This window comes from Brevibacillus soli (genome assembly GCF_044759095.2).
Classification (GTDB): Bacteria; Bacillota; Bacilli; order Brevibacillales; family Brevibacillaceae; genus JBIYSM02.
In genome coordinates, this window is sequence record NZ_JBIYSM020000003.1 from 90,424 (window position 1) to 109,582 (window position 19,159).

The window sequence follows — 19,159 nt, forward strand, 5'->3', positions numbered from 1 at the left end:
GTGTTCCGCATTCTCGTGATCTTGTTTATCGTGATCCCCGCCGTTGAACTGTGGGGACTCATTTCGATCGGAAAAGTGATCGGCGGTTGGAATACCGTAGCTTTGGTGATCTTGAGCGGCTTGATTGGCGCCTGGCTGGCCAAACAGCAGGGGCTGCAGGTCCTTCGTCTGCTGCAGGTCCAGCTTTCCCGCGGCCAGATGCCGACCGACGCACTGATCGATGGCGCGCTGGTGCTGGTGGGCGCCGTACTGCTCTTGACGCCCGGGTTTATCACCGACCTGACCGGGTTTCTGATGCTGATTCCCTACACCCGGATGATCATCCGTCACTTCCTGAAAAAATGGCTCTGGTCGATGATTTCGTCCGGGCGTATCCAGATCTTTTTCCGGCGTTAGGCCTCCCTGCCCCTGATGTATTTCCAGACGTCCTCAAACACATTGGCCTTCACCAGGGCATTGATAATGACGAGTGTCACCGGACCGACAATCAATCCGAGGAAGCCGAACAGCTGAAGCCCCACAAACAGGGCTACCAGCGTCAGCAGCGGATCCAGACCCACGTTTTCCGCCACCACTTTCGGTTCCATGATCTGACGAAAGATGATGACGATGCCGTACAAAATGGACAAACCGATCACCAGGCTGTAGTTGCCCTTGAAAAACGAATAGATGATCCAGGGGATGAAAACCGTTCCGGTTCCCAGATACGGCAGCAGGTCAACCAGTCCGGTGATGAGGCCGATCGTCACGGCATACTCCACGCGAAGGATCAAAAGACCGACGATGACGATGGCAGCGGTCAGCGAGATCAACGTGAGCTGAGCCTTGACAAAGCCGAACAGGGCGTTTCGCAGGTCGATCAGAATGGTGTCCATTCGACTGTTGACACCCCGGGGCAGCACCCGGCGCAGACGAGTCTCCCAGAGGTAGAAGTCTTTGGAGATAAAGAATGCGCCCAAGAGGGAGATCACCAGTACCGTGGCCAGATTCGGCAGAGAGATGAGTATGTTTTTGATCCCTTCCAAAAAGCCGAGAACCAGATTTTGTCCCGCTTGTGTGATGCTTGTAATGCCTTTTCCCACCGTATCGTTGATTTTGTCCTGATAGTTGGAATCCAGTTGGGTATAGAAGAGCTCAATCTGATTGTACAGCCCCAGCAGGAAATCCTGAGAAATGGTTCGCTGCAGATAGCTGGCCAATTCTGCCATAAATACAGGCAATCTGGTTATCAATTCTCCGATTTCGATGACGGTTGAGGCAACGATCAACGTAACCAATCCCCCGGAAAAGGCGAGCAAGGCGATCAACGCGATGGTGACCGATAGCCAGCGCGGGATTTTTGACTTTTCGGAGAGATAGGTAACCGGCCGGTTGATCATGAGGGCGATGAGTAAGGAGATAAAAAATGGGTAAAGTAAAGGTGTTGCAAAGAGAAACAAGCGGTAGGCCAAATACAGGAGCAGACAGACCCAGATAAAACGGGCCACTCTCAACAAAACCGATACAATCTGGAACAGCCGTTCAACCCAGTTTTCCCTGTTCACATCGGCTCTCCTTTCTTTTTTTGCGAGTGATCGGGCAAGAAAAAAACTGATTTGTAACTATTATGCAGTATGGTAACGATACCTAGCAAGTTTCACCAGAAGAAATACCTTTTCACTGTATGCACTTTTTTTCATTCACAAATTCTCAATAATCTTTTATAATTGTTGTCGAAATATGGTTCCTTTCTTTTTATTGCCATCGCAAGGTGAAACCCCCTGGTTCCTTCCTCTTTCCTTTTGCTGAAGGGCGAATGTTTGTTCAGAACGCCTTTAATGGCACTCACTTTTTTTTGGAGGATGGTAGTAAAAAGAAAGACTGCCGCCACAATTTCATAGAGACTACGTGAAAAGGAGAGAGTTTCATGACTGCTACTCGCGGACTGGAAGGCGTTGTTGCCGCTCAATCGTCGATCTGTTCGATCGTGGACGGCGTTCTTTGCTACGGCGGAATCAACATCGATGAATTGGCTGAAAACGCTACCTTTGAAGAAGTGGTATACCTACTCTGGCATGGAGCGCTACCGAAGCGCGATCAGCTGGAAGCCCTGAAAAAACAACTGGGTGAAAACGCAGCAGTACCAAAAGAAGTAATCGACAGTATTCGAAGCTACCCGCAAGGCGTGCACCCGATGGCGGCTTTACGTACAGCTGTCTCTTCGTTAGCGCTCTACGATGCGGAGGCGCAAGACATGTCTCCGGAAGCAAACTACCGCAAATCGGTTCGTCTGATGGCGCAAACCCCTACGCTGGTGGCGGCTTTTGCCCGTATCCGCAAAGGTCTTGAGCCGGTTGCACCCAATCCGTCTTACAGCATTGCGAAGAACTTCCTGTACATGCTGACCGGTCAAGAGCCGACAGAAACGGCTGTAAAAGCGTTTGACGTTGCCTTGATCCTCCATGCTGACCATGAGTTCAACGCGTCCACCTTTGCTGCACGCGTAACGGTGGCAACCCTCACAGACATTTACTCCGGCATCGTCTCCGCCATCGGAACGCTGAAAGGACCTCTGCACGGCGGGGCGAATGAAGCGGTGGCATCCATGCTGCAGGAAATCGGCTCCATGGAAAATGTCGTGCCGTACATTCGCAAAAAGTTGGACAACAAGGAAAAAATCATGGGCTTTGGACACCGCGTATACAAAGACGGCGACCCGCGTGCCAAGTGGCTCCGTCAAATGTCCAAGGAACTGACTGCCCAAATCGGACGCCCTGAGCTGTATGAGATGTCCGTGAAAATCGAGGAAATGGTTACAGGTGAAAAAGGATTGAAGCCGAACGTCGACTTCTACTCCGCATCCGTTTACATCGCGCTGGGATTGGAAAGCGACCTGTTCACGCCGATCTTCGCGATCAGCCGGATGTCCGGTTGGACAGCGCACATTATGGAGCAGTACGAAAACAACCGTCTGATCCGTCCGCGCGCAGACTACATCGGACCCGTCAACCAACACTACGTGCCGATCGACCGACGTTAAACCTTCAGTATATCTGAACGGTTGAGAACTACCACGCCATGTGGTAGTTCTCGTACGTCTGGAAATATTACCTGAAAGTTTTTTCCAACTATTTTTCTGGAGGGATTCTTGTGTTCAAAACCTTGACGCAGCCTGCTGCCGGGCAAAAAATTACGGTTGATAACGGCAAATTGATTGTTCCAAACAATCCGATTATCCCTTTCATCGAGGGCGACGGGACCGGCCCTGACATCTGGAACGCTTCCGTTCGCGTGCTGGATGCGGCAGTCGAAAAGGCCTATAAAGGCGAGAAGAAAATCGCCTGGTTCGAAGTATACGCAGGGGAAAAAGCGTTCAACAAATTCGGTGAATGGCTCCCGGAAGATACGCTGACAGCAGTTCGCGAGTACCTGATCGCGATCAAAGGTCCTCTGACCACTCCGGTAGGCGGCGGCATCCGCTCCATCAACGTGGCGCTGCGCCAGGAGCTTGACCTGTACGCGTGTGTTCGTCCGGTTCAATATTTCGACGGTGTTCCTTCTCCGGTGAAACATCCTGAATTGACTGACATGGTCATTTTCCGCGAGAACACCGAGGACATCTACGCTGGCGTAGAGTGGGCGGAAGGCACTCCGGAAGTAAAGAAAGTAATCGAATTCCTGCAAAAAGAGATGGGCGTGAAAAAAATCCGCTTCCCTGAGACTTCCGGTATCGGTATCAAGCCGGTATCCAAGGAAGGTACGGAGCGCCTCGTCCGCGCGGCGATCAACTACGCAATCAACAACAAGCGCAAATCCGTCACGCTGGTGCACAAAGGCAACATCATGAAGTTTACGGAAGGCGCGTTCAAAAACTGGGGCTACGCCGTAGCCGAAGCAGAATTCGGCGACAAGGTGTTCACGTGGGCACAGTACGATCGCATCAAGGCTGAAGGCGGAGACGCTGACAAAGCGCAAAAAGAGGCTGAAGCTGCTGGCAAGATCATCGTGAAAGACGTGATCGCTGACGCGTTCCTGCAGCAAATCCTCACTCGTCCGGCTGAGTACGACGTCGTGGCTACACTGAACCTGAACGGCGACTACATTTCCGACGCGCTTGCTGCACAGGTAGGCGGTATCGGTATCGCGCCGGGAGCGAACATCAACTACCTGACGGGTCATGCGGTATTTGAAGCCACTCACGGTACAGCACCGAAATACGCAGGTCTTGACAAGGTGAACCCGTCTTCCGTGATCCTGTCCGGCGAAATGATGCTCCGTCACCTGGGCTGGAACGAAGCGGCTGACCTGATCATCAACTCCATGGAAAAAACCATCTCCGCGAAGACTGTCACCTACGACTTCGCCCGTCTGATGGAAGGGGCAACTGAGCTGAAGTGCTCTGAGTTTGCTGACGCATTGATCAAAAACATGTAAAATACGTCTGAACAAACCTACTTTACGGAGGGGACACAACAATGGCATTCCAACGCAAAAAAATCGCTGTAATCGGTAGTGGTTTCACAGGGGCGACAACAGCCTTCATCCTGGCGCAAAAAGAGCTGGGTGACGTCGTTCTCGTTGATATCCCGCAGCTGGAAAATCCGACAAAGGGCAAAGCACTTGACATGATGGAATCTTCTCCAGTGCTTGGCTTTGACTCCAACATCACCGGTACCGCCAACTACGCGGAAATCAAGGACGCGGATCTGGTGATTATCACGGCTGGGATCGCCCGCAAGCCTGGCATGTCCCGTGACGATCTGGTCAACACCAACGCAGGCATCATGCGTTCCGTGGCGGAGCAGGTGAAAACCTATGCGCCTAACTCCATCGTACTGGTGCTGTCCAACCCGGTTGACGCGATGACGTACACCTTCTTCAAAACATCCGGATTCCCGAAAGAGCGCGTCATCGGCCAATCCGGCGTACTCGATACCGCTCGATTCCGCACCTTCGTGGCAATGGAGCTGAATGTTTCCGTAGAAGACGTAACCGGCTTCGTATTGGGTGGTCACGGCGATGACATGGTACCGCTTGTGCGCTACTCCTACGCTGGCGGCATTCCGCTGGAAACCCTGATCCCGAAAGACCGTTTGGATGCCATTGTAGAGCGTACCCGCAAAGGCGGCGGCGAAATCGTAAACCTGCTCGGCAACGGTTCTGCCTACTACGCTCCGGCTGCGTCCCTGGTGCAGATGGCGGAAGCGATCCTGAAAGACAAGAAGCGTATCCTGCCTTCCATTGCGTACCTCGAAGGTGAATACGGCTACAATGATCTCTACCTCGGCGTACCGACTCTCTTGGGCGGCAACGGTATTGAGAAAGTGATTGAGCTGGAACTGACCGCCGAGGAGAAAGCGGCTCTCGACAAGTCTGCTGAATCCGTTCGCAACGTCATGAAAGTGCTGGCATAAGGAAAGACTGTGAAAAAGACGTCTCTTAAAAAAAGAGACGTCTTTTTCTCTTCTGCCCCCCTCCATCTTTACGAAAAAATAACTTGTCTTCATGATAGGCATTTGGCAGACTGAAGCTAGAACAGGCAAATATAAATGTTGAAAAAACAAGGACGTTGCGCCGTTACAGTAGGGGGAACAACAACGTGACAAAAATATTGGTAGTGGATGATGAAGCTTCCATTGCGAAGTTGTTGCAGTTTAACCTGGAAAAAGCGGGCTATGAAGTGGTAACAGCGTTTGACGGGAAACAGGCGCTGGATATGGCTCGTTTAGAGCAGCCTGATTTTATTATTCTCGACCTGATGCTGCCGAAGATGGACGGGATGGACGTTTGCAAAACGCTGCGTCAGGAGCGGAACAACACCCCGATCCTGATGCTTACCGCCAAGGACGACGAGCTGGACAAGATCCTCGGGTTGGAACTGGGGGCAGACGATTACTTGACCAAGCCGTTCAGTCCCCGTGAAGTGATTGCCCGCGTCAAAGCCATTCTGCGCCGTACGCAAACCGCATCGGAGGCTCCCGATCAGACGGAAGAGGTCGTGCTGCAGTTTGGTGAGATTCGCTTGTACCCGGAAAAGTATGAAGTGTACCGCGGCGAAGAAAAAGTGGAACTGACCCCGAAGGAGTTTGAGCTGTTGCATTATCTGGCCAGTCATCAGGGACGCGTGCTTACCCGCGATCAACTGTTGAATGCGGTCTGGAACTACGACTTTATTGGTGATTCGCGCATTGTTGATGTGCATGTCAGCCATCTTCGCGAAAAGCTGGAAGAAGACACGAAAAATCCCCGTTACATCAAAACCGTGCGGGGATTAGGTTACAAACTAGAGGGATAACAACGGGAGGCTTGAGAGGTGACGCGCTTTCGCATCAAACTAACCTTGACCATCCTCGGCCTCATTTCGCTTGTGCTGATCGTCATGGGGATCTACTTTGCCAAAGTACTGGAACGCTCCTACATGGAGGCGATGAACGAGCTGCTTGCCAGAGAATCGAGACTGGTGGCGCAGGCTGTCCGGCAGCCGGAGATGTTTCGTGACGCAGCAATCCTGGCGGAACGTGTCCAACAATTTGCCCCTTCGGAAGACGTGCGCCTCACCGTGATCGATTCACAGGGAACGGTCCTGTATGACAACAACTCTCACCCCGAGAATATGGAAAATCATGCGAACCGGCCCGAGTTTGTCGCCGCTCTTCGCGGAAAAACAGGCGCTTCCCGCCGTTTCAGTGAAACGCTGGGGTATGACATGATGTACGTAGCCGTACCCGTAATGCAGGGGGAGCAGGTCATCGGAGCGGTACGCTCGGCGATGTCCATGAAAGACATTACCGATACGATACACAGCATGTGGTTTAGCCTCTTGACCGGACTCCTCATTACCCTGGTGGTTGGATCGCTGGTGGTGTCGCGCATTTCGTTCAGCATTATCCGGCCGATTGAAGAGATCACTCGCGTCGCCCGCAACATCACGCAGCGGGAGTTCGAAAGCCGGGTAAAGATCAAAGCCAAGGACGAGATTGGTCAGCTGGCAGGTGCCATCAATTTCATGGCGTCCAGCCTGGAAAAGCAAATGTATGAGATTTCGGAAAACCAGCAGCGCCTCACCGGTGTTCTCACCAATATGACCAGCGGAGTGATATTCGTCACGGAAAACCGCCGTATCATGCTGGTCAATCCGGCAGTGGAAAAACTGCTCGGCACTCCCGGTCACGAACTGGTCGGCAAACTGCATATCGAGGCGGGGAAAAATTTTGGTCTCAGCCAGTACATCGACCGCTGCCTCGACACGGGAGAGAAGTTTCGTCAGGAGATTCACATCTACTATCCGCAGGAAAGGGTATTGGATGTGAACTTTGCTCCTTACATCAACTTCAAGGGGGAAGCAAAAGGCGTCGTTGTCGTCCTGCACGATATTACGGAGATTCGCCGTCTGGAGAAAATGCGCAGTGATTTTGTGGCCAATGTATCCCACGAGCTGCGTACACCCATTACCTCAATCAAGGGCTTTACCGAAACGCTGCTGGACGGAGCGATGCAGGATGAAGATACCTGCCGCAACTTTTTACAGATCATTTACGACGAGAGCGAACGGCTGTACCGGATGATCCGTGACATTCTCGACCTTTCCAAAATTGAGCAGAAACGGATCCCGCTGACGCTTAAGCGACTGAACGTACATGAACTGATCGAAGGCACGGTCGCGCTGGTGCAGGAGCAGCTTCAGCGCAAAAAGATCGCTTTCACGATGCCGGAAGGGCCACAAGTGTGGATGATCACGGACAGGGATTGCCTGCACCAGATCGTCCTGAACCTCGTCTCCAACGCGATCGCCTACACACCGGAGGGAGGCGCCGTCGAAATCAAGGTGGAAACAAACGGCAGCACCGTGTCCATTAAGGTGAGTGACACGGGAATCGGGATTCCGGAAAAAGACATCCCGCGCATCTTTGAACGATTCTATCGGGTGGACAAAGCCCGCAGCCGGGATTCAGGCGGCACCGGGCTGGGGCTCGCCATCGTGAAGCATTTGGTAGAAAACCTGAACGGACAGATTTCGGTAGAGAGCGCAGAGGGCAAGGGGACCACGTTTACCGTTACCCTTCCTGTAAAGCAGTAGAACCGCACATGCGAAGGCTCGCGATGCCTTCGCTGGTTTACAACCTCCCCTAAATCTTTACAAAAAGATAACAATGCCTTTAACTGCCGTACATAAATTCCTTGTACGATTATGCTGCAACCTATGGGGAGGGATTGTTACATGTCACGACATGTTTTTGAGGAACAGCTGGACGGCCTGCACCAAAAGCTGATGTCTATGGGAACGTTGGTAGAAGAAGCCATTCACAAGGCAATTAAAAGCCTGGTTGAGCGAGACGTGCAATTGGCCGATGAGGTCATTCAAAACGATACACTGATCAACGAATTGGAACATGAGATTGAAACGGGATGCTTTCGGCTGATCGCTCTGCAGCAGCCGGTAGGCAGCGACCTGAGACGATTGGGAACGATGCTGAAGCTGGTTACGGACCTGGAGCGAATGGGGGACCACGCCGTCTCGATCTCGAAGACGACACGCCGATTGATGGCCGAGCCGTACGTAAAGCCGCTCATCGACATTCCGATCATGGCGGATAACGTCAAAGAGATGGTGCGTGACTGCCTCAATGCCTACATCAACAAGGACAAGCAGGCGGCAGAAGAGATTGCGGTTCGCGACGATGTCGTCGACAAGCTGTTCTCCAAGATTTTCCGCGATTTGATTGATGTGATGACAAACAACAAACAGTCGATTTCCCAGGGGACACACCTGTTGTTGGTAGCCCAGTATCTGGAGCGAATCGCCGATCACGTCACCAATATCTGCGAGTGGATCATTTACATGAACACCGGGAAAATGACGGATTTGAACAACTAGGACAGAGAAACGAAACGGTTGAGAGGAAACAGGGAGTGTCGCATGAAACCATCCGGACTGCTCATACTAACCTTGGAGGAGGTGAGCAGCCGGATGTTTTTTTCCTGGATGGCGGGGTTATTGCTCCTGCTAAATCCAATCGACGTAGCCGATTTTTTGCAAATCGAATATAACGGTGAAATCATCGCGTACATGGATAGGGCTGGCTATACCATCCCGTTTGACGACATACCTTTGGTGGACGATGCAAAGCTGTATCTGTTTGCTCAACAACTGGAAGCACAGGTCTACCAGCCCCCTGTCAATGCCTCGTTTAACGACAAGGGGGAGATTGTACCGGAAACAAAGGGACGAACCCTGAACCACAACGCTTTTATTCAACAATTCTTCTCGTATTATTACAGCAACGGACCGATGCGGATCAATCAGATTTACCAGGACGTGTATCCGAAGGTGGATCGGGAGCTGCTGAAATATGTAAGCCAAAAGAGAATCGGTCAGTATGTCACGTTTTTCAATCCGAACAACAAAAACCGTTCCCACAATATTTCGCTCGCTGCCAAAGCGATCAACAACTATGTCGTGATGCCGGGAGAGATTTTTTCCTTTAACAAGGTGGTGGGCATGCGAACCAAGGCAAAAGGTTACCTGCAAGCGCCTGTGATCGTCAAGGGAGAGCTCTCTGAAGGGATCGGCGGAGGAATCTGCCAGGTGTCTTCCACCCTGTACAATGCGGTGGATCACGCCGGGCTGCACATAGTGAAACGATATTCACACAGCCGCCATGTCCCTTACGTCCCACCTGGCAGGGACGCGACGGTCAGCTGGTATGGACCCGACTTTGTATTTCAAAACAAGTACCCTTACCCGGTGTTGATTCGGGCCAGGTCGCAATCGGGACGGATGGCGGTCACCATCCACTCGTTTCCCGAGATTGAACACGAACCGCGCCACGTCCCCAGTGTCCGCAACCAATTGCCGGAGGAAACCCCTATCGGGAAGAACAGCATCGAGTAAGACAGGTGCTGTTTTTTTGTTAAAATATAGTTGCTATTCCAATGATGTGTGCTATATTATTTCGTATGGAAAAATTTCGTGCACGAAATAATGAATGAAAGGGGCTAAAAATGGAAAAACCGACGGTCATCCGTGACCTGTTGAAGCGATTGAACAAGACCATAAACGTGATCGCCACCAGAGAACTCGGAAAATTTGGCTTGACCATGCCGCAGCTGATGGTGATTCGGCAAATTGTGCATGAGCCGAAGACGATTGGTCAGATCAGCAAAGCGGTAGACCTATCCTACAGCACCATTTCCGGCATCATTGACCGTTTGGAGCGGGAGCAATTGGTCGTGCGAATGAGGGATGAGCACGACCGCCGCGTGGTATGGATACGGATTACGCCCAAGTTTAAAGAGGTTGTTGGTCAAGTGCCGATCTTTTCAGATGAGTACTACAACCGATTGTTTGAAGACTTTTCGGATCAGGAGTTGGACTCAATCATCCTTGTACTGAAGATGCTGACAAACAAGTTAGAAAAAGAAAGTTGAGGAGAAATCATGAAGCGAAAGAGCGTGCTTACGGCGATTCTTGCGGGAATGATCCTCGCGGGAGGAGGGGTTGGCTATTACTACTGGTATGAAGGAAGTCATTACGTCACGACGGAGGACGCTCGGGTGGCAGGAGATATCTACCGCATCATGCCGCGAATTGCAGGGAAGCTGATCGCCCTGCAAATTAAGGACGGCGATATGGTTGTTTCCGACCAAATTGTAGGTCAGCAGGACACGACCAATCTTCCCGGCAGCCTGCTGGAAAATGCGGTCCTGCGAGCTCCCATTTCCGGTACGGTAATGAAAACTCTGGCCAAAACAGGAGAAGTCGTTTCACCTGGTCAATCTGTCGCGATGGTGGTGGATGAAAGCAATCTGTATATTTCCGCAAATGTTGAAGAGACGGAGATTCAACGTCTGCAGGTGGGCCAACTGGTTGACATCAAGATCGACGCTTTCCCCGATTTGAAATTAACCGGCCATCTGGCGGAAATTGGCAGGGCGACCAATTCTACGTTTGCCTTGCTGCCCGCCATCAATACCAGCGGGAACTTTACCAAAGTGACACAGCGCATCCCGATTAAAGTGGCGATTGATTCCAGCGAGTCCGTTCACTTGTGGGCCGGAATGAATGCGGAAATCAAAGTTCATGTGAAGGGGATATAGGGGATGCGTAAACGGTTACTGTCACAAAAGATGATTGTCGTTCTTTCCACGGTTTCCCTTTTGGCAGCCGGCTGCATCAATCAGACCACTGCACCGGAAGGGAATGTCCCGGTCGTTAAGGCATGGAAGGTAACGTCCCATACCGGTTCGATCGCCAGCGGAAAAGTGCAGGCGGAAGAAGAGATTCAAGTGGTGTCCAAACTTCCTGGCAAGGTGTCGCAAGTAAGGGTCAAGGAAGGCTCGACCGTAAAAAAAGGGGACATCCTGATCGAGCTGGAGTCATCCGACTACCTCCAGCAGGTAAAGCAAGCGGAAGCGGCGATTACCGGCGCACAGGCGCGTCTGGCTGACGCACAGGCAGGGGCCCGCTCCCAAGAACTGCAGCGCTTATCCAGCGGAGTCGCACAGGCGCAAGCAGGTCTTCAGGTCGCCCAAAACAGCTACAATCGCATGAAAGCCCTGTATGACTCTGGAGCAATATCTCAGGCTGAACTGGAAAAAGCTTCATTGGAACTGGAAAAGGCGAAAACAGGTTTGGAACAGGCACAGGCACAACTGGATTTGGTGAAGGCAGGACCTACCTCCAACTCGGTAGCTGCCTTGCAGGCCGATGTCGAGCGGCTGCAATCGGGATTGGCACTCGCGAAAATGACGTATGAAAACACACTGATTCATGCGCCCATCAGCGGCATTGTCGCCCGCCGAAGCATTGATCCGGGTGAAATGGCACAGCCGGGTGTTCCGCTCTTGATACTGGTGAATATGGATTCGGTCAAAATTGAAGCAAGTGTACCTCAGGATCAGATTAATCAGATCAAGATGGGATCGACCGTCGTCGTAAAGGCTGCGGGTATGGGAAGCAAAATATGGACGGGTACGGTTGAATTTGTCAGCCCGGTGTCCGATCCGAACAGCAGCTCCTTTCCTATCAAAGTGAAGGTGAACAATCAGGACGGCTCACTCAAGGCAGGTATGCTGGCGGAGGTTTACTTGCAGGACGGCAACGACCATGAGTGGAAGCTCCCCGCCTCAGCGATTGTGAAAAAAGCGAACAAATCCTACCTTTATAAAATAGACCGCGATGTGGTTCATGAGGTGGAGGTAACCGTCGGTGAAATCGACCGTGATTGGGCAACCGTCACTGGCGGCGTGAATGATCAGGACAGCATCGTAATGAATCCGAGTGAGCAATTGAAGGAAGGCAGCAAAGTACTCGTAAACTAGAGGGGGATTGGCTGTGTGGATTACCCTCATCGCGATCATTTTGGGAACGTTTGTAGCGGTGTTGAATAATAGTTTGATCAATATTGCGCTGCCCACCCTGGTAAACGTGTTCGGCTCCACCACCCAGACAATCCAGTGGGTCTTGACCGGCTTCATGCTGGCAAGTGCGGTCGTCATTCCGATGAGTGGTGCGTTGGGCGACAAGTTCGGGTATAAAAAAGTGTACCTTACCACGCTGATCGCGTTTACGATCACGTCCGGTCTTTGCGGGTTGGCGTGGAGTGACAGCAGTTTGATCGCTTTCCGCATCGTTCAAGGTGTAAGCGGCGGAATGATAATGCCGATTGGGATGGCGATGATTTACATGATCATCCCCCGGGAAAAGATCGGGGTCGCCCTGGGCCTGTACGGGATTGCCGCGATGGTTGCACCGGCCGTCGGTCCTACTTTGAGCGGATACCTGATCGAATACTTCAGTTGGCGCATGTTGTTTTTCATGAACGTGCCTGTCGGAATCATAGCGGTATTTTTGTGCAGCATCCTCTTGAAGGAGACCCCGAAAAAGCCTGACATGACGTTTGACCTCTTGGGGGCGGTTCTCTCTGTCATCGCGTTTGGGACGCTATTACTGGCATTGAGCAAAGGCCAGGCGGAGGGATGGACGTCCCTGTATATCGTCAGTTTGTTTTTTATCGCTTTTTTCAGCATGGCGCTCTTCATTTGGGTGGAGTTGGGGAAGGAGCAGCCGCTCCTCGATTTACGCTTGTTTAAAATCCCGGTATTTACACTCAGTGTGTTTACGTCCAGCTTCGTCATGATAGGGATGATGGGCGGGGTATTTCTCATCCCGATTTTTTTGCAGAACATTCAAGGGATGACAGCAGTCGATACAGGGCTGCTCTTGATGCCGCAGTCGGTTGCCATGGCCTTGATGATGCCGGTGAGCGGCAAATTGTTTGACAAGTATGGCGTAGGACCCGTCGGCTTTATCGGCCTCACCATCATGGGGATTACGACGCTTGCACTGTATCGGTTGACGGCCGATACACCGCACCACTGGTTAGATACGGTGTTAACCTTGAGGGGACTCGGCATCGGACTATGCATGATGCCGCTCTCCACCGTGGGGATGAATGCCGTCCCGCGGGCAAGTGTCGGGAAAGCTTCTTCTCTTTCCAACGTCATCCGACAAGTGATGAGCTCGTTGGGTATTGCCATCTTGACAGGCATCATGACCCGCCAGCAAAACCTACATACAGCGGCCATTTCCGAAAGTGTGTCCATTATGTCTGATGCGGCCAATGACGTATTAAAGAGCTTATCCGGCGTGCTATCGTTGAACGGTGTGGACCAAGCTGCGGCTTTCGGAACGGCAAGCTATCTTCTGGCCGGACTGATTCAAAGAGAGGCTGCTGTCAGGGCCATCGCCGATACCCTGATGCTGTCGGCCCTGCCCGTTGTCGCGTCAATCCCGCTTGTTTACTTTTTGCGCAAGAAAAACGCAGGCGCCAAGCCGGAACAAGAACAAAAGACAGCAGCCTAGAGAAGCTGCTGTCTTTTTGTTATGATGAGAAATGTGATCATGAATCCTTGTTCAAAAAATTCATCTGGATTGGGAGAGATAAAATGACGCAACCACCAGGTCGACGAAAAAGCCTGCTTTTGTATATAAAAGGACTTTCCGTATGGGGAAAAATGGGTTGGGTCATCTTTCTTGGATACATCGTCGGCCGAATCGTATACTGGATCGTAACGGTGTTGAGAGGTTAATCACGCAAGCTTTTCTGGCGAGACAGTCACTGATTCATGCGGTTTGACTCCCTTGACGGGCTGATTGTACCGGAGAAAGAGATAAACCCCTGCCAGAATGATCAGACCGCCTATCCACTGTGGCATGGTAACCACTTCACCGAGGATGAAGTAGGCGAGAATGGCCGTTCCCACCGGTTCTCCGAGAATTCCCATGGAAATCGTCGCGGTGTTCAGCCACTTGATCACCCAGTTGAAAATGGAGTGTCCCAGCAGTGTGGGGAATAGGGCAAGACAGAAAAACCAGCCCCAATCGGAAAGCGGATACCCGGTCAGTTCGTAGCCAAGGACCAGATCGTAGGCAACCAGCAGCAGACTTGTCATGCTGTACACCACCAGTGTATAGGCAAACGAAGAGAGGTGTTGCCGGATATACTGTCCGATCAGCCAGTAGGCGGTAACGGTTACGGCTCCCAGCAGGGCAAGAATGTCCCCCCAAAGCGCCATGCCCCCGATCTGAAAATCGCTCCAACCGATGACAAAGCTGCCGATAATGGCAAGCAATCCGCCTGACAACGCCAGCGGACGCAGCTTTTCCCCAAACAAAACATACCCGCCGATAAAGGCGAACAGCGGCTGCAGCGTAACCAGAACGGTAGAGCTGGCCACTGACGTGTAGTTGAGCGATTCAAACCAGAGCAGGAAGTGGCTGGCCAAAAAAGCTCCGGACAGCGTGCTTAACAGCCACTGCTTTCGTGTCAACTGTCTGATTTCGGTCAGAACGCTGCGGTTCCACAACAAAAACGGCAGGGTCAGCAGGACGGAAAAGACCAGCCTGTAGGTAGCGATGACGGGCGCCGGAGCGGATGACAGCTTGACGAAAATGGCAGACGTGGACACAGCGACGACGCCGAGAAACAAGGCGAAGTAAGGCGGAATCAAGGGCTTTTCCATCGGGTTTTCCATGTGTGCACCTTCTTATGTTCAATCAGGATCAAGTCGCTTTTTATTTTAACCGCTCCTTGAAAAATTCACAATCATCACACAGTACGTTCCCGCTGGATATCCTCCCCCGGATGGTGGAAAACCTAACGTCATGATGAAGAAAATAACTGTGTTCGTTCTGTTTGCCATGACCGCCGTGTTTCCCGCGGCAGCGTCGGTTCCGCTTACGCCAGTGCAAATCCTCATCGACGTCGGACATGGAGGTGTGGATTCCGGGACGTCGTATCACGACCTGTTTGAGAAGGAAATCAACTTGCAGATAGCGAAGCGTCTCTACCGCCGGTTGTCGGAAGCTGGTTATCGGGTGATGCTCAATCGTGACCGCGATCAGGCGCTGAGCGATGATAATCAATGGCTGAACAATCCGTCCCGACACAAGCGCGATCTGGCCCAGCGCAAGCATCTGGCCAAGGAACTGTCGCCGCAGATGATGATCAGCCTGCACGTCAATTGGTCATCTGATCAACAAAGAAGGGGGCCCGTCATCCTTTATCAGGCCAACAACCAGAGTTTTCTTCTGGCCGACCTGCTGCAACACTCGCTCAATCAGGTATTTGGAACCCGGGACGAACCTGTGCAAGGAAGGTCCTACTACCTGTTGAAACACGAGTACTGCCCCACTGTCATCGTGGAAATGGGTTTCATCAGCAATACAAGAGATCGTGCGTTCCTTACCGGGCCGGCAGGACAGAAAAAAATCGCCCAGGCGATCGCAGACGCCGTGAGCGAATATTTGTTGATTGCGGGCGATCTCCAGCAGAATTCCAGCGAAGAAACCTTGTTGAATAAATTACGGCGTTTCTTCCATCAATAGCTTTGAGATGGTAACGAACCTTGCTTCCTTCTGAATCCGCGGAATATAGCGGCGCAGAACGGAGGCTGTTTTCTTTCCGGGGGGGCCTACACGGACTTCTTCACTGCGAAGATCAGTCGTGATTGCGCCCGGACCCAGCCAGGACCGCTTTCCTTTTACGGGCTCCATTGGCAGATCGACAAAGACCTCGTGGTGATTTCGGTGCGCTATTTCGGCGTCTCGTTTTGTGCTAGGAAGAAACGGCATCACGGCAACGGTCAAGGGTACGGGCATGTTCAGCATCTCTAGCGTTCCCGGCATGTTATTGCCAAAGTCGTCAATGACAAACGCCACCCGTTTTTTCAGTGCCTGCTCGTTTGCCGCTGTCAAGGTTGAGGCGCTCTGTACCGATAGGACGAGGGCCAAAAGGAAGGAGAAGACCGCTTTTGCTTTGCACATGGATATAACCCTCCGCAGGTTTTTCCCTAGTTTGTTCATGCGAGGGCATCCTTACGCAGAATCAGGCGAAACGCGGGCTTCTTTTTTGCCACGTTCGTCAGGGCTATGGTAAACTGAAAGTTAGCGAATTGTCATGAGAGGGGTCGGAGAGATTGAGTCATTTTGTGTTGATTGACGGAAACAGCATCGCCAATCGGGCATTTTACGCGCTGCCGCTGCTGTCCACGTCGGCTGGACTGCACACCAATGCAGTGCTGGGATTCACCACCATGCTCCTGAAGGTGCTGGAAGAAATGAAGCCGACCCATATATTGGTGGCGTTTGACGCAGGGAAAGTCGTCTTTCGCCACAGCGAGTTCACCGAGTACAAGGCAGGCCGTGCCAAAACACCGCCGGAGCTGTCCGAGCAGTTTCCGCTGATCCGCGAGCTGTTGGACGCTTTTTCCATCCGGCGCTATGAATTGGAAGGCTACGAAGCGGACGACATCATCGGAACGCTGACGCTGCACGCAGACCGGAACGGATGGAAGACGACAGTCATTACCGGTGACAAGGACATGCTGCAGCTTGTCTCTCGGCATGTGTCCGTCGCCCTGACGCGCAAGGGCGTAAGCGAAATGGAACTGTACACTCCGGAAGAAATCAAGCAAAAATACGGGCTGGCCCCGCATCAGATCATTGACCTGAAGGGTTTGATGGGAGATCCTTCCGACAACATTCCGGGCGTCCCCGGCGTGGGAGAGAAGACGGCTCTCAAGCTGCTGCATGAATACGGTTCGGTGGAAGAAGTTTTGCAGAACATTGACAAGGTATCGGGGAAAAAGCTGCAGGAAAACCTGCGGGAGAACGTGGAACAGGCCAAGCTGAGCAAATCGCTGGCCACCATCATGCGAGATGCGCCGGTGGATCTCGACGTGGATACGACGGGTTATCCGGGTTATGAAGCGGCCAAGGTGATCGAATTCTTCAAGAAAATGGAGTTCAAGTCGCTGTTGCCAAAGGTGAAGGCGACAGCCCCCAAAGACACCGACAAGCAGGAGGGCAGAGAGTCGGCTTCTTTCCGCTTCGAGGCAGTAGAGAGCGGGACGACCGTTTCGTACGCCGACAAGCTGACCTCACCGATGAGTCTGTACGTGGAAATGGACGGGGACAACTATCACCACGCCCCCATTCTTGGCTTCGGGTTGGCGGCGGAAAACGTATCGCTCTACGTACCCTATGAGGTAGCCAAAGACTGGAAGGAGTTCCGTCAGTGGCTTGCGGACGCGAGCAAGGAAAAGTGGGTCTTCGACGGCAAGCGGGACACGGTCAGCCTGGCCTGGCACGAGTTTGATCTAAACGGCGTTGGGTTCGACCTCTACCTTGCTTCCTATCTGCTCAATGCTGCGGAGAGCGACCCGACGGTTGACGCCGCAGTCAATCCGTACGCCCACATTCAGGTGCTGCCGGATGAGGAAGTGTACGGGAAAGGGGCAAAGCGTCTCGTGCCGGAAACGGCTGTGCTGAGTGAGCACGTGGCGAGAAAAGCGGCAGCGATCTGGCAGAGTGTGCCTGCCGTGCGGGACGAGCTGAAGAAAAACGGACTGGAAGAGCTGCTGGCTGATTTGGAAGCGCCGCTCAGCCTGGTCCTTGCCAAAATGGAAAAACAGGGGATCAAGGTAAACAGTGAACGCCTGCAGCAAATGGGCGAGGAGCTGGACCGTCAACTGCAGCAGCTGACCGACAAGATTTACGAGCTGGCAGGAACCTCGTTTAATATAAACTCGCCAAAGCAGTTGGGTGAGATTCTCTTTGACAAGCTGGACCTGCCTGTGATCAAAAAGACGAAAACCGGGCCGTCCACCAGCGCTGACGTACTGGAAAAGCTGGCGCCGTACCATCCCATTATTGAAACGATTTTGCATTACCGCCAGCTGGGCAAGCTGCGCTCTACCTACATCGAAGGATTGACAAAAGAGATTCACTCAAAAACGGGCAAGGTTCACACCCGTTTCAATCAGGCGAGCACGGCAACCGGCCGGCTGTCCAGCACGGAGCCAAACCTGCAGAACATCCCGATCCGCCTCGAGGAGGGACGCAAGATTCGCGAGGCGTTCATTCCTTCAGAGGAAGGCTGGTACATTCTCGCTGCCGACTACTCGCAGATTGAGCTGCGCATTTTGGCGCACATTTCAGGAGACCAAAACCTGATTGACGCATTCCGCAAAGGCATGGACATTCACACCCGCACGGCGATGGACGTATTTGGAGTGAAAGAGGAAGAGGTTACGTCCCTGATGCGACGGCAGGCAAAGGCGGTCAACTTTGGTATCGTTTACGGCATCAGCGACTACGGCTTGTCTCAAAACCTCAACATCACCCGGAAGGAAGCGGGCGATTTTATCGAACGTTACTTTGATGTCTTTTCCGGAGTGAAGCAATATATGGAGGACATCGTCAAACAGGCGAAGCAGGACGGCTATGTTACGACGCTGTTGAACCGCCGCCGCTACCTGCCCGATATTCGCAGCAGCAACTTCAACCTTCGTTCGTTTGCAGAGAGAACGGCGATGAACACGCCGATTCAGGGGACGGCCGCGGACATTATCAAGCTGGCGATGATCCGCATGCAGGAGCAGCTGGAGCGAAACGGCCTGCAAAGCCGAATGCTGCTGCAGGTTCATGACGAACTGGTCTTCGAGGTGCCGGAATCGGAACTGGAGAAGATGCAGCAGATTGTGCCGGACGTGATGGAACAAGCTTTGGCGCTTGACGTCCCGCTGAAAGTCGACGTCCACTACGGCCGGACCTGGTATGACGCGAAGTGACACTCTCCAGGCAACGAAGAGCACACAAACCGAGAGAGGAGGATGG

18 protein-coding genes are annotated in these 19,159 nt (G+C 52.5%); 15 read left to right on the forward strand and 3 right to left on the reverse strand.

The window, feature by feature from the left end; translation table 11 throughout:
* Positions 1–396 carry an FxsA family protein gene (locus tag ACE99V_RS02125; protein ID WP_400489490.1) on the forward strand — a complete coding sequence of 132 codons (396 nt, stop codon included), beginning with the start codon at positions 1–3 and terminating at the stop codon, positions 394–396.
* Here ACE99V_RS02125 and ytvI read toward each other — a convergent pair.
* Positions 393–1,544 (reverse strand): sporulation integral membrane protein YtvI, encoded by a 1,152-nt coding sequence (gene ytvI / locus ACE99V_RS02130; protein WP_400489491.1) that lies wholly within the window; start codon positions 1,542–1,544, stop codon positions 393–395. The genes ACE99V_RS02125 and ytvI overlap by 4 nt on opposite strands.
* A gap of 362 nt (positions 1,545–1,906) precedes the next feature.
* On the opposite strand from ytvI, the gene citZ reads away from it, so the two are divergent.
* The 12 genes from citZ (at position 1,907) to ACE99V_RS02190 (ending at position 14,070) form a co-directional block, all read left to right on the forward strand.
* Positions 1,907–3,019: a citrate synthase gene (gene citZ / locus ACE99V_RS02135; RefSeq protein WP_400489492.1), complete on the forward strand. Its 1,113-nt coding sequence runs from the start codon at positions 1,907–1,909 to the stop codon at positions 3,017–3,019.
* Positions 3,020–3,129: 110 nt separating this feature from the next.
* Positions 3,130–4,413 carry an NADP-dependent isocitrate dehydrogenase gene (gene icd / locus ACE99V_RS02140; protein ID WP_400489493.1) on the forward strand — a complete coding sequence of 428 codons (1,284 nt, stop codon included), beginning with the start codon at positions 3,130–3,132 and terminating at the stop codon, positions 4,411–4,413.
* A gap of 41 nt (positions 4,414–4,454) precedes the next feature.
* Entirely contained in the window at positions 4,455–5,393 is a 939-nt protein-coding gene (gene mdh / locus ACE99V_RS02145; RefSeq protein ID WP_400489494.1) for a malate dehydrogenase, read from the forward strand.
* A 185-nt stretch (positions 5,394–5,578) separates the two neighbouring features.
* On the forward strand, positions 5,579–6,274 hold the full coding sequence (locus ACE99V_RS02150) for a winged helix-turn-helix domain-containing protein (protein ID WP_400489495.1): 696 nt from the start codon (positions 5,579–5,581) through the stop codon (positions 6,272–6,274).
* 18 nt (positions 6,275–6,292) lie between these two features.
* The gene (gene pnpS, locus ACE99V_RS02155) at positions 6,293–8,056 is read left to right on the forward strand and encodes a two-component system histidine kinase PnpS (protein WP_400489496.1); all 1,764 of its coding nucleotides are present in this window, start codon (positions 6,293–6,295) and stop codon (positions 8,054–8,056) included.
* 141 nt (positions 8,057–8,197) lie between these two features.
* Positions 8,198–8,854, forward strand: coding sequence for a phosphate signaling complex protein PhoU (gene phoU / locus ACE99V_RS02160; RefSeq protein ID WP_400489497.1), 657 nt, complete (start codon positions 8,198–8,200; stop codon positions 8,852–8,854).
* A gap of 93 nt (positions 8,855–8,947) precedes the next feature.
* Positions 8,948–9,871: a VanW family protein gene (locus tag ACE99V_RS02165; RefSeq protein WP_400489535.1), complete on the forward strand. Its 924-nt coding sequence runs from the start codon at positions 8,948–8,950 to the stop codon at positions 9,869–9,871.
* A 110-nt stretch (positions 9,872–9,981) separates the two neighbouring features.
* Positions 9,982–10,407: a MarR family winged helix-turn-helix transcriptional regulator gene (locus tag ACE99V_RS02170; protein WP_400489498.1), complete on the forward strand. Its 426-nt coding sequence runs from the start codon at positions 9,982–9,984 to the stop codon at positions 10,405–10,407.
* 9 nt (positions 10,408–10,416) lie between these two features.
* Positions 10,417–11,076, forward strand: a complete 660-nt coding sequence (locus tag ACE99V_RS02175) for an HlyD family secretion protein (RefSeq protein ID WP_400489499.1) — start codon at positions 10,417–10,419, stop codon at positions 11,074–11,076.
* Positions 11,077–11,079: 3 nt separating this feature from the next.
* Positions 11,080–12,300, forward strand: coding sequence for an efflux RND transporter periplasmic adaptor subunit (locus ACE99V_RS02180; RefSeq protein ID WP_400489500.1), 1,221 nt, complete (start codon positions 11,080–11,082; stop codon positions 12,298–12,300).
* Between the two features lie 13 nt (positions 12,301–12,313).
* The gene (locus tag ACE99V_RS02185; RefSeq protein ID WP_400489501.1) at positions 12,314–13,843 is read left to right on the forward strand and encodes a DHA2 family efflux MFS transporter permease subunit; all 1,530 of its coding nucleotides are present in this window, start codon (positions 12,314–12,316) and stop codon (positions 13,841–13,843) included.
* Positions 13,844–13,926: 83 nt separating this feature from the next.
* The gene (locus tag ACE99V_RS02190; protein WP_400489502.1) at positions 13,927–14,070 is read left to right on the forward strand and encodes a hypothetical protein; all 144 of its coding nucleotides are present in this window, start codon (positions 13,927–13,929) and stop codon (positions 14,068–14,070) included.
* Here the strand turns inward: ACE99V_RS02190 and ACE99V_RS02195 are convergent, their stop codons facing one another.
* Positions 14,071–15,015 (reverse strand): DMT family transporter, encoded by a 945-nt coding sequence (locus tag ACE99V_RS02195; RefSeq protein ID WP_400489503.1) that lies wholly within the window; start codon positions 15,013–15,015, stop codon positions 14,071–14,073. It lies immediately after the preceding gene.
* 130 nt (positions 15,016–15,145) lie between these two features.
* Here ACE99V_RS02195 and ACE99V_RS02200 point away from each other — a divergent pair, with 130 nt between their 5' ends.
* Entirely contained in the window at positions 15,146–15,868 is a 723-nt protein-coding gene (locus tag ACE99V_RS02200; protein WP_400489504.1) for an N-acetylmuramoyl-L-alanine amidase family protein, read from the forward strand.
* On the opposite strand, the gene ACE99V_RS02205 is transcribed toward ACE99V_RS02200, so the two are convergent.
* Entirely contained in the window at positions 15,845–16,306 is a 462-nt protein-coding gene (locus tag ACE99V_RS02205; protein WP_400489505.1) for a divergent polysaccharide deacetylase family protein, read from the reverse strand. The two genes, ACE99V_RS02200 and ACE99V_RS02205, sit on opposite strands and share 24 nt — an antisense overlap.
* A gap of 152 nt (positions 16,307–16,458) precedes the next feature.
* Between ACE99V_RS02205 and polA the strand changes: the two genes are divergently transcribed.
* The gene (polA, locus tag ACE99V_RS02210) at positions 16,459–19,113 is read left to right on the forward strand and encodes a DNA polymerase I (protein ID WP_400489506.1); all 2,655 of its coding nucleotides are present in this window, start codon (positions 16,459–16,461) and stop codon (positions 19,111–19,113) included.
* The last annotated feature ends 46 nt before the right edge of the window (positions 19,114–19,159 follow it).